This window comes from Psychroflexus maritimus (assembly GCF_011089875.1).
Lineage (GTDB): Bacteria > Bacteroidota > Bacteroidia > Flavobacteriales > Flavobacteriaceae > Psychroflexus > Psychroflexus maritimus.
On record NZ_JAANAS010000083.1, the window covers coordinates 25,433 to 39,636 of the forward strand.

Annotated in this window: 11 protein-coding genes; 7 read left to right on the forward strand and 4 right to left on the reverse strand. The window is 34.4% G+C overall.

All coding sequences use genetic code 11. The features are described 5' to 3' along the window. Positions 1–5: 5 nt before the first annotated feature. Entirely contained in the window at positions 6–1,499 is a 1,494-nt protein-coding gene (locus G7034_RS09940; protein ID WP_166400808.1) for a GH3 auxin-responsive promoter family protein, read from the reverse strand. Positions 1,500–1,507: 8 nt separating this feature from the next. After that, a complete protein-coding gene (locus tag G7034_RS09945; protein ID WP_166400809.1) occupies positions 1,508–2,380 on the reverse strand; it encodes a M23 family metallopeptidase in 873 nt (290 codons plus the stop codon). A gap of 325 nt (positions 2,381–2,705) precedes the next feature. On the opposite strand from G7034_RS09945, the gene bioB reads away from it, so the two are divergent. The 5 genes from bioB to G7034_RS09970 all read left to right on the forward strand — a co-directional run bounded on the left by bioB (position 2,706) and on the right by G7034_RS09970 (position 7,505). Further along, positions 2,706–3,806: a biotin synthase BioB gene (gene bioB, locus G7034_RS09950; RefSeq protein ID WP_166400879.1), complete on the forward strand. Its 1,101-nt coding sequence runs from the start codon at positions 2,706–2,708 to the stop codon at positions 3,804–3,806. 73 nt (positions 3,807–3,879) lie between these two features. Beyond that, the gene (locus tag G7034_RS09955; protein WP_166400810.1) at positions 3,880–4,746 is read left to right on the forward strand and encodes a cupin-like domain-containing protein; all 867 of its coding nucleotides are present in this window, start codon (positions 3,880–3,882) and stop codon (positions 4,744–4,746) included. A gap of 70 nt (positions 4,747–4,816) precedes the next feature. Continuing rightward, positions 4,817–5,452: a nicotinamide riboside transporter PnuC gene (pnuC, locus tag G7034_RS09960; RefSeq protein WP_166400811.1), complete on the forward strand. Its 636-nt coding sequence runs from the start codon at positions 4,817–4,819 to the stop codon at positions 5,450–5,452. After that, complete coding sequence (locus G7034_RS09965) at positions 5,407–5,970, forward strand: AAA family ATPase (protein ID WP_166400812.1); 564 nt, start codon at positions 5,407–5,409, stop codon at positions 5,968–5,970. The genes pnuC and G7034_RS09965 overlap by 46 nt, the downstream gene beginning before the upstream one ends. Positions 5,971–5,984: 14 nt before the next feature. Next, positions 5,985–7,505: a DUF4301 family protein gene (locus G7034_RS09970; RefSeq protein ID WP_223177618.1), complete on the forward strand. Its 1,521-nt coding sequence runs from the start codon at positions 5,985–5,987 to the stop codon at positions 7,503–7,505. A gap of 55 nt (positions 7,506–7,560) precedes the next feature. Here G7034_RS09970 and pepT read toward each other — a convergent pair whose 3' ends face one another. Further along, on the reverse strand, positions 7,561–8,796 hold the full coding sequence (gene pepT, locus G7034_RS09975; protein WP_166400814.1) for a peptidase T: 1,236 nt from the start codon (positions 8,794–8,796) through the stop codon (positions 7,561–7,563). 413 nt (positions 8,797–9,209) lie between these two features. On the opposite strand from pepT, the gene G7034_RS09980 reads away from it, so the two are divergent. Both G7034_RS09980 and G7034_RS09985 read left to right on the forward strand, forming a co-directional pair. Beyond that, a complete protein-coding gene (locus G7034_RS09980) occupies positions 9,210–10,520 on the forward strand; it encodes a hypothetical protein (protein ID WP_166400815.1) in 1,311 nt (436 codons plus the stop codon). Positions 10,521–10,601: 81 nt separating this feature from the next. Further along, positions 10,602–13,418, forward strand: a complete 2,817-nt coding sequence (locus G7034_RS09985; RefSeq protein WP_166400816.1) for a TonB-dependent receptor — start codon at positions 10,602–10,604, stop codon at positions 13,416–13,418. Positions 13,419–13,584: 166 nt separating this feature from the next. Here G7034_RS09985 and G7034_RS09990 read toward each other — a convergent pair whose 3' ends face one another. Further along, positions 13,585–14,202, reverse strand: coding sequence for a ribonuclease H1 domain-containing protein (locus G7034_RS09990; protein ID WP_166400817.1), 618 nt, complete (start codon positions 14,200–14,202; stop codon positions 13,585–13,587). Positions 14,203–14,204 lie beyond the last annotated feature (2 nt).

The following is a 14,204-nucleotide window of genomic DNA, read 5'->3' on the forward strand; positions in this document are numbered from 1 at the left end:
TTTTATTAAACAGTAAATTGTTCTAGTTGTTCAGCAATTTTACGATCGTTAGAAAGTCTAGGCACTTTATTTTGTCCGCCTAATTTTCCAATGGATTTCATGTAGTTGTTAAAGCCGTCCTTTTTAACTTTGGTAACCACTAACTTTCTAAGAATTTTGCCAACAATTAAGTCGTCGTAATAAGAATTTTGACTCCGCACACTTTCTTCAAGCAAGTTGGTAAAATCTTCCATGTTTTTAGGTTCTTTTTCAAACTCAATAAACCACTCGTGGTAAGGTAAACCTTCCTTTGGCTTTACCTGTGGGGCAACGGTAAACTCGCTGATTAATGCTTTTGTTTTTGCTGATGCTTTTTGAATAGCTTCTTCAACTTCTTTAGCAATTACATGTTCTCCAAAAGCAGAGGTAAAATGTTTTATTCTTCCAGAAACTTTTACCCGATAAGGTGAGGTTGAAGTGAACATCACTGTATCTCCTACATTGTATCTCCACAAACCAGCATTTGTAGAAATAATCATGACATAGTTAACGTCTTTTTTTACTTCGCCAATTTCGTAAACCTTAGGGTTTTCTTCATAAAATTTCTCGGCTTCAATAAACTCGTAATATATACCAGCGTTTAAAAGTAAGAGCATTCCTTCTGCATCTTGTTGGTCTTGATAAGCAAAAAATCCTTCAGAAGCTGGGTAAAGTTCTATACTAGGAAGTTGTTGACCAATTAACTCTTCAAATTTAGTTCGGTATGGTTCATAATTTACCCCACCATAAATAAATAAGTCAAAATTAGGAAATATTTCTTTGATGGTTTTGCCTGTCTTTTGGTGTAGTTTTTCAAAATAAGTCTGTACCCAAGAAGGTATTCCGCTAATTACGCTCATGTTTTTATTCATGGTTTCTTCAACAATAGCGTTTATTTTTGTTTCCCAATCTTCAATACAATTTGTTTCCCAACTGGGCATTCTATTTTTTTGGAGGTAGTTGGGGACAAAATGTGCTGAAATTCCTGAAAGGCGACCAAAAAGAATTCCGTTTTTTTCGCTTAATTCTGGACTTCCTTGTAAGAAAATCATTTTTCCATCTATAAATTTTGCATTTCCAGATTCGGCGATGTAATTAAGTATAGCATTTCTTGCCGCGCTAATGTGGTAAGGCATAGATTCTTTGGTAAGGGGAATGTATTTTGCGCCACTAGTGGTACCCGAAGTTTTGGCAAAATACAGAGGTTTTCCTGGCCAAAGTACATCGCTTTCTCCTTTTAAAATTCTTTCAACATAAGGCCTTACAGCTTCATAATCGCTAATTTTTACCTTATTTCTAAAATCTTCAGGTGTTTTTATTGCCGCAAAGTTATGGGCTCTTCCATAAGCTGTATTTTTAGCTTTATGAAGCAGCATTTGAAATACCTTTTGCTGGGTTTGTACGGGCTTATTTGCCCAAGCCTTAGTTTGAGCTTGCACTAGTTTAGCAAAGATTTTAGCAGCAAAACTTTTTAATGACATATTTTTAGTTAATCAAAATTGATAAATTCTGTAGGATCAATAGGGTATCCATCGCTCCATAATTCAAAGTGCAAATGCGCGCCTGTAGTTAGTTCTCCTGTATTTCCTATGGTGGCTATTACTTCACCAGCTTCAACTGTTTCTCCTTGCTTTTTTAATAAGGATTGATTGTGTTTATATACTGAAATTAAGGCAAATCGGTGTTCAATAATAATCACATAACCTGTTTCTGCGGTCCATTCTGCAAAGATTACAGTTCCGTCATCGGTAGCTTTAACGGGCTCGTCTAAGTTAGTTGAAATATCGATAGCAAAGTGATTAATTGCAGGGTTAAAATGCGAAGTAACCGTTCCTTTTACGGGTGGATACAATGAGAAATTGGCTTTATTAATAGCTTCTTCCATCAAGTTATATCGGTCTTCTTTTAGCACTATCTGACGTAAAACGCTATCTTGTTCAGAAATTTCTACTTCTCGGCGTTTAAATTCTGCTGCGTTTACTCCAGCGTAACTTTCTGTCGTCTCTACTTCATCTTCATCTTCTCCTGTTAAAGCCGTTTTAATTGACTTTACATAATTTTCATTTTGTTGCTGAACAAGTTTCAAGGAATCTAACTCATACCTTAGTTCAACAGCCTTTCGTTTTAATGCAGTAGAAGAATAACCAGGTATGTATTCACGCAAAGGGGTAAAAGCAATTAATAAGGTAGTGAGTAAAATGAGTAAAAAAGCAGCTAAAAAGGAGGCTACAAATGTATTGAGGCGGTTGATTTTGAAACTTAACTTTTCTTCAAATGTGTCTTCATTCAAAACTACTAGCCGATAGCTAAGACGCAGTTTTTGTACAAATTTTTTCCGTTTATGTTTCTTTTTTTTATTCATACATCTTATGTGCCTGCAAATATACTTTTAAATTAAGACCGTTACAACCAATTTTCAAGCAACTTGGTCGCAGCTTAGTTATTTACAAAAAAAATGTTTTTTATTGAATTTTGTATTAAATTAAAAACAATATTACGTATTTTTAAACGAATGCTCAGCTATTTTATTAACTAAGCTAGACAAGGAAGCCTAGAGGAAGTGGTTGAAAATTGTTTATACAGATAAAAAGTCATCAAATATTATGGGTATCATTCAATATTTTTTGTGAAGAAACCTAACTTAAGTCCAAGCTTTTCTTATTTTTGACTTTCTAATGAAATACAACATGGTAAGACACGATTGGACAAAAGAAGAAATTTTAGCAATTTACAATAAACCGCTCATGGAGCTCATGTATGAGGCGGCAACAATACACAGGAAACACCACAACCCTAACCAAGTTCAAGTTTCTACATTGTTATCTATAAAGACTGGTGGATGTCCAGAAGACTGCGGGTACTGTCCGCAAGCAGCAAGATACCACACCGATATTGAAGGAAACGACTTAATGAGTATTAATCAAGTAAAAGCCCAAGCTTTACGTGCAAAATCTTCGGGAAGTTCAAGGGTATGTATGGGTGCGGCTTGGCGAAATGTAAAAGATGGTGAAGAATTTGACCAAGTTTTAGAAATGGTAAGAACCATCAATAAACTTGATATGGAGGTATGTTGCACCTTAGGGATGCTTACCGAAAATCAGGCACAACGTCTTGCAGAAGCTGGACTTTACGCTTATAATCACAATTTAGATTCTTCTGAAGAATACTATAAAGAAGTAATTTCTACACGAGGTTATGAAGACCGATTGAAAACCTTAGCTAACGTAAGAAAAACTAATGTTACTGTTTGTAGTGGAGGAATTATTGGTATGGGCGAAAAAATTGAAGACCGCGCTGGTATGTTAGTGGCTTTAACTACCTTAAACCCTCAGCCAGAATCAGTTCCTATCAATGCCTTAGTTCCTGTTGAAGGCACTCCCTTAGAAGAACAACAACCCGTTTCCATTTGGGAAATGATTAGAATGATTGCCACGACAAGAATTGTTATGCCAGAAACCCAAGTAAGGCTTTCGGCGGGAAGAACGCAGATGTCTAAAGAAGGACAAGCCATGTGTTTTTTTGCAGGAGCAAATTCAATTTTTGCGGGCGATAAATTGCTTACAACACCAAATCCCGATGTAAATGAGGATATGGAATTATTTAAAGAATTAGGCTTACAACCCATGGAACCTTTCGTGAAAAAAGAGAAACCTCAATCGGTTGAAGCAGGAGCCTCTCAATTTAATCCAAAAGGTGAGAAACCCAAATGGTCTAGGCCAGGGCATACTATAGAGCGAAATGAAGAAGCCAAGCAAAAGGCAAAAATGAAAAAACAAGAGGTTGAATAGGAAAGCATATTGGTAATAAAACTTTTTGTATTTTTGCTTTTACTTAATGGCGAAAGCCTTAAAATCTAATCAAATGAGTCATCAATTGAATTTAACCAAAATACCTCGCGTAAATCAAATTTCTAAAGAGGATTTTGTTAATCATCACCTGAAGCCTCAAAAGCCCGTAGTTATTGGTAATTTAACCAGTAAATGGAAAGCTTTTGATCTTTGGAGTTTTGATTATTTTAAAGAAATTGCTGGTAATGTTGAAGTTCCTTTATACGATAATAGACCCATTTCTCATAAAAATAAATTTAATGAGCCTCATGCTCAAATGAAGCTTAAAGATTATGTTGATTTATTAAAAGAAGAAAATACCGCCTACAGAATCTTTTTGTATAACCTAATTAAGGAAGTACCTGAACTGCAAAACCACTTTGATGTCCCCGATTTAGGAATTAAATTTTTGAAAGATTTGCCTTTTCTGTTTTTTGGTGCTAAAGATTCTAAGGTTTTTATGCATTATGATATAGATTTTGCTAATATCTTTCACGTTCATTTTGAAGGAAAAAAACGATGTATTTTATATCCTCCATCAGAAACGAAGTATTTGTACAAAGTGCCTAATTCCTTAGTTACGGTAAGTAGCATTGATTTTTGTAATCCAGATTTCAAAAAATTTCCAGCTTTAAAAAAAGCAAAAGGAATGGTAGCCGAACTCAATCACGGAGATACACTATACATGCCCGAAGGTTATTGGCATCACATGCATTATTTAACCCCAGGATTTTCTATGAGTTTAAGAACCTTGCCAAGCTCCGCTCTAAACATTGGAAAGGCAGTTTATAACTTAACCATTATGCGTAACTTTGAAAACTTAATGAGAAAAACTAGAGGTGATGCTTGGATGAAATACAAAGAAAAATTAGCTTTTGAAAACACAAATAAAAATCTTTAATGAGCTAATTTAACTATAAAACTATAACCGTCTCCAAATTTAGAGACGGTTTTTTCATTTACTTTTTAGCGTGGATTTACTCGAAATTTTATTTCAACCTTACCAAAAAACTCCTTTAAAATTTATTGTTTTAGAGGGAATAGCTGTAGTTTTTGGTTTGTTAAGTGTAGTTTTTTCAAAAAGAGACAACATTTTAGTCTTCCCTTCCGGAATGATTAGCACACTAATTTTTGTATATCTTTTATGGGAGTATCAATTAATAGGAGACTTAATGATTAATTCCTATTATTTTATCATGTCTATTTACGGTTGGATTGTCTGGACAAGAAAAGTAGATAACACCAACTTTATTCCAATTACTAAAATCAATGCAAGTGAATGGAAAAAAGCTATCGCATTTTTTATGAGTGCTAGTGTTTTTACTATACTTATTTATTTTGTTTTTGGCAAATGGGAAAACTGGATTTCTGCAGTTGATGTGCTAACCACAGCTATTTTTTTTGTGGGGATGTGGCTCATGGCCAAAAAGAAAATTGAAAATTGGATTTTTTGGATTATTGGCGATTTAATCTCAGTACCTTTATATGTTTATAAGGGCCTTTACCTTAGTTCTATTCAATATTTAATATTTACATTAATTGCTCTATTAGCTTATCAAGCATGGAAAAAGAAATTAAACAAGCCCCAAGCCAAATTGCTAAAATAGTTTTGTTTGGTCCAGAATCTACAGGAAAATCTACTTTAGCCAAAGCATTGGCTAATCATTATAATACACATTACGTAAATGAATACATGCGTATTTACCTTGAGCAAAGACTTAATCAGCCTAATTTTGAGTTCACCCAAAAAGATTTAATTCCTATAGCTGAAGGACAAATGCAACAGGAAAACCTAAAAACAAAACAAGCAAATAAATTCTTGTTTTGCGATACCAATTTACTTCAGATTTATACCTATGCTAAAGAATATTACCCCAGTTACACCCATCCTGTCTTTGAAAACGCGATAAAAAAACACAACTACGATTTGTATTTGTTAACTGATATAGATATTCCATGGGAAGCAGACCCACTTAGAGACAAGCCCCACGAACGAGAGAAAATGTTTAGAATTTTTGAAAGAACCTTAAAAAAACTTAAATTGCCGTATATTTGTGTTTCAGGTAAACTTGAAAAACGCATACAACTAGCCATAAAGGAGATAGAGAGGTTGGAGAATGAATGAAAAGACCAAATGAAATGAAGTTAAGTGACGAAAACCAAAAACTAATAAATCAAAAAAACATAAGTCTAAATCAATTAAAAAATCAAGTTGATACCTTTATAAAGGGTATTCCTCCAGTACAACTTATGCGTCCCGCAACAATAGGCGATGGAATTTTAACGTTGAATGAAAAGCAAATTGAAAACTATATTAATTTATACGAATCTACCAATGAACAAGTTTTAAAATTCACGCCAGCCTCAGGTGCTGCCACTAGAATGTTTAAAAAACTTCACCAGTTAATGAAACACAGTGAAAACTTAGAGGCGTTTAATACACATTTAAATTCAACTGCATTTAGCTCCATTAAAGAAGCTATTGAAGACATAGAAAGCCTAGCGTTTTATTCTTTAGTAGAACAAGAAATTAAGCGTGAATTTAAGGTTTCGCTTGCTCAAATAAGTAAAGAAGAAAAAGCTTATTATGCAGTTCAAGTAATGTTGAATGAAAATCTACTTAATTTAGCCAATCTCCCCAAAGGCTTAATTTATTTTCACAACTACAATGGTGTTTTAAAAACCCCTTTTGAAGAACATTTTTACGAAGCCGCTGCTTATGCTAAAAAAGGAAACCATGCCCAAATACATTTTACCATAAGTCCCAAACACCAAGGTAAGTTTGAAGCTAAATTCAACGCCGTTAAAAATCAACTTCAAGCACAAACAGGAGTAAGCTTTAAGGTAGATTATTCCTATCAAAAAGAAAGCACAGACACCATAGCGGTTGATTTGAACAATGCCCCAGTTTTAATTGATGAGCAACTTTATTTTAGACCAGGAGGCCATGGTGCACTTATTGAAAATTTGAACAAGGTTGATGCTTCCATTATTTTTATTAAAAATATAGACAATATTCCGCATAGAGATGGACTTGAGAATAATTCAAAATACAAAAAAGCACTAGCGGGTATTTTAATTGAAAAGCAAAATGAGATTTTTACACTCATTAAGAAGCTGCGAAATGAGGCTTCTGAAGAAAGCATTAAAGCCTCTCAAAACTATATTAAACAGGAATTTAACGACACCAACCATTACCCAACGGCTAGTGATTTAATTAAGCGCTTAAACCGACCCATACGCGTTTGTGGAATGGTTGAAAACACAGGTGCGCCTGGCGGAGGACCTTTTTGGATTAAAAATGGTAAAAACGAAATGAGTTTGCAAATTGTTGAAAAAGCGCAAATGAATACAGAGAGTGAAGAGCAGAAAAAAATCATAAAACAAGCAACTCATTTCAATCCAGTTGATTTGGTATGTGGTGTAAAAGATGTTGATGGCAATAAGTTTGATTTAACCAAGTTTGTTAATCCAGAACGCGGGTTTATTACCGAAAAGTCGGTGGATGGAAAATGCATAAAAGCGCTTGAATTACCTGGGCTTTGGAATGGCGCAATGGAATATTGGAACAGCTATTTTGTAGAAGTTCCACTGAGTACATTTTGTCCGGTAAAATCAGTTTTTGATTTATTAACCCCTATGCACTTGGCAAAAAGTTAGTTTTTCTAAAAGCAGTTTATTTTAGTAAAAGGAAGCGAGGTTTTTTCTTTTTACATTATCTTTTAGTTGCCAATTCAGCTATTTTTACAATTACCTCAGTGGCTTTTACCATACTTTCTAAAGGAACATATTCAAATCTGCCATGAAAATTATGTCCGCCAGCAAAAATATTTGGACAAGGTAAGCCCATGTAACTAAGCTGAGAACCATCGGTACCTCCTCGTATGGGTTTTATAATTGGTTTGATGTTTAGGGATTTCATGGCTTCTTCAGCTAAATCTACAATGTGCATCATAGGCTCAACTTTTTCGCGCATGTTGTAATACTGATCTTTAATTTCTAGTTGAACACTAGCTTCTCCGTACTTTTCATTAAATTGCTGTACTAAGTTTTGCAAAAATTCTTTGCGTGCTTCAAATTTGTCCTTATCGTGATCGCGAATAATGTAACTCAATTGGGTTTCATCTACTTCACCTTTCATTTCAGTTAGGTGAAAAAAACCTTCTCTACCTTCAGTTTTTTCCGGCACTTCATCAGCAGGAAGCGAACTGATAAATTGGTTGGCAATGTACATAGAATTAATCATTTTCCCTTTGGCATAGCCTGGATGCACAATCTTTCCTACAAACTTAATTTCCGCAGCAGCTGCATTAAAATTTTCGTATTCCAATTCGCCTATAGTGCTTCCATCCATGGTATAAGCCCACTCAGCACCAAATTTTTTAACATCAAATTTATGTGCACCACGCCCAATTTCTTCATCGGGGGTAAAACAAATTCTAATTTTTCCATGCTCAATTTCTGGATGTGCCAAAAGGTGCTTCATGGCTTCCATAATTTCAGTAATGCCTGCTTTGTCGTCAGCGCCTAAAAGTGTGTTTCCGTCTGTAGTAATTAGGGTCTGTCCTTTGTAGCTTGGTAATTCTTCAAAATAAGAAGCCGACAACACAATGTTTTTTTCTTTGTTTAAAAGGATGTCTCCCCCATCGTAATTCTCATGGATTTGCGGATTAACATCGGTCCCTGTAAAATCTGGAGTAGTATCAAAATGCGAAACAAAACCCATTACTGGAATTTCTTTTTGAGTAGTGGGGGGAAGCGTAGCCATGACGTAAGCATTTTCATCGATACTCACTTCTTGCATTCCCATTTCTTCTAACTCTTCTTTAAGCAAATTAGCAAGCTTCCACTGCTTTTTTGTACTGGGTGTTGTAGTACTTGAAGCATCACTTTGGGTGTCTATTTTTACGTATTTTATAAATCGGTTTAATAATTCTTGCTTATTAATCATAGTGAAATTCGAATTTTTATAAGGTGGGCTAAGTTAATTAATTTCAACTAAATTATTGCTCTAATTCATATAGCAATTTTAGTAAATTTCCTATTAAATAGCTAATCAACTTGTTTTCCTCTGGCTTTTTCCCAAAGTAAAAACCAATCTGTTAAGTTCAGCTTAATCGTGTTTGCTTCGCTGGCCTACCGAAATTGTGAACAAGGAAATGTATGGAAAAATGAATGAGCTGAATTACGACATTTGATGGTTAAATTTGTATAATCTAGGCATCAACCATAAGACGTAACACCAAATTAACATAGGTAACGTTTTAATAACATTAAAGACACTTTATTTAAGGTTCACTTAAAATATTATGCTTGTTCCAAACATACATTTGCAAAAAAATAATTCATTTAAATTAAAAAACAATGACAAAATTAAATTCAAACATTTTAACAATTCTAGCTTTAGTTTTTAGCTTTAGTTTGTTAACTACTAGCTGTAGTGATGATGATGACAACAACAATGGGGGGGGTACTGATCCAGATCCAGATTCAGAAACAGAAGTTCGCGTATCTGGCTTTATTGAAGAAGATGCTACTTGGACAAATGATAAAATCTGGATTTTAGAAGGTAAAGTAGTTGTAGATAACGGCGCTACTTTAACTATTGAGCCAGGAACAATTGTTAAAGGTGAGCAAGGTATTCAAACTTTAGCTTCTGCTTTAATTATTGACAATGGTGCTAAACTTGATGCTGTTGGAACGGAAAGCGAACCTATTATCTTTACTTCGATTTTAGACGATATTGAAATTGGTCAAACTGCTGGTTCTAACTTAACTATTGATGACAGAAACCTTTGGGGTGGTGTTTTAGTTTTAGGAACTGCTCCTTGTTCTTTTACAGGAAATGCAGAGCAAGCACTTATTGAAGGATTACCTGAAAATTCTGGTTACGGACTTTATGGAGGTGACAATCCTGCTGACAATTCTGGTCACTTAGAATACATTTCTATCCGTCACGGTGGTGCTGAGATAGGTGAAGGTAACGAAATTAACGGATTAACTCTTGGTGGTGTTGGTAACGGAACAATCATTAGAAACATTGAAGTTATCGCGAACTTAGATGACGCTATCGAATGGTTTGGTGGTACTGTAGATTCTTCAAACTTAATTGTATGGGCGCAAGGTGATGATGGTTTTGATATAGACCAAGCTTATTCAGGTACAATCTCTAATGGTGTAATTGTTCAAACGAATGTTTCTGACCACGCATTTGAAATTGATGGTCCTGAAGGAGATTATCAAGATTCTTATACCATCCAAAACGTAACTGTATTTAACGACAACTCAGCTGATGAAACTGCTAACACAGGGAACAGAGAAGTAGCTCAGTTTAGAGATGGCGCTAGAGGTTCAATGAGCAATGTTTTAATGGTAGATGGTTTAGAAACTTCTACTTTTCAAGTTAGATGTGATTCAGAACCAAATTATAATGAAGGTTCATTAACTTTTTCTAATTTAGAAATTGTATTGGCAGCGAATACAACAATAGCAGATATCTTTATTGATAATCCAAATTTTGATCCAGAAAAATGTAGTGAAGGAGGAACAACAACTTTCACTCAAGACGCTCAAGATTTTGTAACTGAATTACCATCTAAAGATGATGCTACTGTTGGTGCAAACACAAGTGTATTCTCATGGTCTTATACAGCACAAAACTCAGGTAAATTTTAATTAGCCAAAATTTAACATTGATTGTAAATGCTCACCCTTTTTTGAAGGGTGGGCTTTTTCATAATCTATAAATTACTAATAATGAAATATAATTTCTTACTATTTTTTGTTCTATTATCAGGTTTAGGTTTTGCTCAAGAAGGAATTTTGCGAGGAACAGTAATGGATGGTGAACTTAATGATGTGCTTCCGTTTACGGAAATTAAAGTAATTGGTACTACATTGGGTACAACTACAGATTTTGATGGTAAGTATCAATTGAATGTTGAGCCCGGTGTTTATACTGTATCATTTTCTTTTGTAGGCTACAAAACAATAAACATCTCTGATGTTGAAATTAAAGAAAATCAAACGGAAAGTCTCAATGTTACTCTTGAAATGAGTGAAAATAGTCTAGATGAAGTAATTATTACTACCACAGCAAAAAGAAATACAGAACAATCGGTACTTAATTTACAAAAGAAATCAACTATTGTTATGGATGGCCTTTCTGCTGAAGGTATCGAAAAAACCGGTGCTAGTAGTGTAGCTTCTGCTGTAAAACAAGTGCCAGGGGTTTCTATACAAGGCGGCAAGTTTGTTTACGTTAGAGGTCTAGGTGATCGTTACACCAAGTCTTTGTTAAACGGTATTGATATTCCTGGACTTGATCCTGATAAAAATACTGTGCAAATGGATATCTTCCCAACCAACATGATTGAAAATGTACTGGTTTCTAAAACAGCTTCAGCCGATTTACCAGCTGATTTTACGGGGGGTGTTGTTGATATTAATTTGAGAGATTTTTCTTCAAAAGAAGAATACAGCATTAGTGTGGGGAGTAGTTTTAACCCTACAATGCACTTTAATGATAACTATGTAAAAGGCGAAACGCAAACTAGCGATTTCTTTGGTCTTGACAACGGAAGTAGAGATTTACCCATACCTAGAAATCTAGATATCCCAGCTGCAGTTGGTAATGGTACTAATTCTGATGGCCTAAGCATTAGTGATGTAACCAGTTCTTTTAATCCTACCTTAGGTCCTACACGCTCAACAAGTGATGCCGATTTAAACTTGAGCTTTACTGCAGCCAACCAATTTAAATTTTCTAAAAACAGAAAACTAGGGTACCAAGCTGCATTTTCCTTGAGAAATACCGTTGAATATTTTGAAGATTATGAACAAAACTTCTACTTTAAACCTCCAGAAACTGATGTTTTTCAAATTATTCCTAACCGAACTCAAATTGGAGATGTAGGTATAAGAAATAACTTGATGAGTGCTTTAGGTGGCCTAAGTTATCAAACGGAACAATCAAAGTATAAGTTCAGTATAATTCATTTACAAAATGCAGAATCAAGAGCAGGTTTTTTTACCGGTAAAACGTTAATCTTGGATGATATTGAAATTAAACGAGACAACCTAGAGTATTCAGAACGTTCCTTAACTAATTTGCTTTTGCATGGAAAACATACCAGTAAAGAAGCTAATTGGATTGTTGAATGGAAAGCCTCGCCAAGTTTTTCTAAGGTAAACGACAAGGATGTACGAGTAACTCCATTTGAAGTGACTAACACAGGTTTTTCTATTCGGCCTTCAACAGCGGGTGCACCTCAAAGAATTTGGCGTAATTTAGAGGAAATAAATCTTGTTGGAAAATTAGATATTACCAATAAACATGATTTGTTTGGTAAACAAGCAAAGTTGAAGTTTGGCGCGGCTTATACGTATAAAGAGAGAGATTTTTCAATCGATCAATACCTCATTTCTTTTAAAGGCTCCAACGCTGTACCGGTAAATGGTGAGCCTAATAATATTTTGCTTGATGATAATATTTGGAGAGCAGATAACGATGGAGGTTTCTTTATTCAAGGAAACTTTCAGCCTGCCAATACCTTTAACTCGAGTGCGCAAATTAGAGCCGCGTATGCCATGGAAGAATTTAAAATTACTGAAAAATTAAAGTCGATTGTAGGCTTGCGTTTTGAGCAGTACCTCTTAAATTATACAGGCACAAATAATCAAGGTGACATTTCATTAGATGATGAAGAAGTAATTAATGATGCGAATGTGTATCCTTCAGCTAACTTCATTTACGAATATTCAGACAACACCAATTTTAGGCTATCTTATTCCAACACGACAGCAAGACCAAGCTTTAAAGAAGCATCAATTGCCCAAATATTTGACCCCTTAACCAACTTAACTTTTGTGGGTAATATTGACGTAAAGCCTTCCTTTATCCAAAATTTTGACGTCCGTTATGAGCGTTATTCGGATAATGGTGGGATGATTTCGGTTAGTGGTTTTTACAAAGATTTTAAAGACCCTATAGAAATGGTAGCTTTTCCTACTAGACCTACTAATATTGAACCAAGAAATGTAGGTTCTGCAAGAGTATTTGGCCTTGAGTTTGAAGCAAGACAAAAATTAGACTTTACTCCTGCGCTTGAAAAGTTCAGTGTAAACATGAATATTTCTCTTATTAATTCTGAAGTAGAAATGGACCCTAGAGAATTTGAATCTAGACAATTGGCTGCTCGGGATGGTCAAAAAATCAAGAAAAAGAGACAATTGCAAGGTCAATCCCCGTTTTTAATTAACTTTAGTTTAAACTATGACGATTCAGAAAAAGGATGGCAAGGTGGTTTGTTTTATAATGTTCAAGGAGAAACCTTAGAGGTAGTAGGAATTAGAAATGTACCTGATGTATATACGCAGCCTTTTCATAACTTGAGTTTTCAATTAACCAAAGCCTTTGGAGAAAATAAAAACTCTAGTATAAATATTGGTATTTCTAACTTACTAGATGATACTATACGAAGCTATTACAAATCCTTTAACTCTGCCTCAGAGATTTTTTCTAAACGAAAAATAGGACAAGCCTTTTCTGTAGGTTATTCGTATAATTTTTAAATTGTTTTTTATTTAATTTAAATGAACTGCTCAACTCTTTTTTAAGGCTTGAGCAGTTTTTTTATATCAATTTGATTATTAAATAGCTTCGTTTGATGCTTAAGTTGGTAGTATTGTTTGTAATCGCCTAAGCTTTTAAAATTCTTAAAACCTATTAAATAGAGGTTTATTTTCTACCAAAATCGGCTGGAATTTCTCCCCAATTTTTGGTTTCCCATTTCAAAATTGGGTTTTTGTAGGTGTTTTTTTTCAGCCATAACTCTGCACGCTGAATAAGCTCAAATAAAATTTTATTATTTTCAGTTGGTTTTAATTTTGATTTACATTTTTTATTTTTCACCCAAGCCATGGCTATTTTAGAATCGGAGTAAATAGGTAAATCAGATTTTTTTTCTTTTAAAAAGGCAAGTGCATGTACCAAAGCTAAAAATTCACCAATATTATTAGTGCCGTCTGCAAAAGGCCCTTTTTTAAACAATAAACGTTTGTCTTTGGTTACCACCCCTTGATATTCCATTAGTCCAGGATTTCCGCTGCAAGCCGCATCTACAGCAATAGATTTTAAGTTGATTTGTTGTAAGCTTTTGGCTTGATTTTCTTTTTGCTGTTGTATAAAGTTGTAAAAACCTAATTGAAAAGCCGCTTTAGCTTCGGTTTCTGTTTTAAAGGATTTGTATTTGGCGTTTTTATAATTTTTAATAGCTTGCTGGCAGGAAGTCCAATTGTCAAAAACCCCCATTTCATAACCTTCCCAAACAACGTAAAATTTTTTCTTTTTACTCAAAA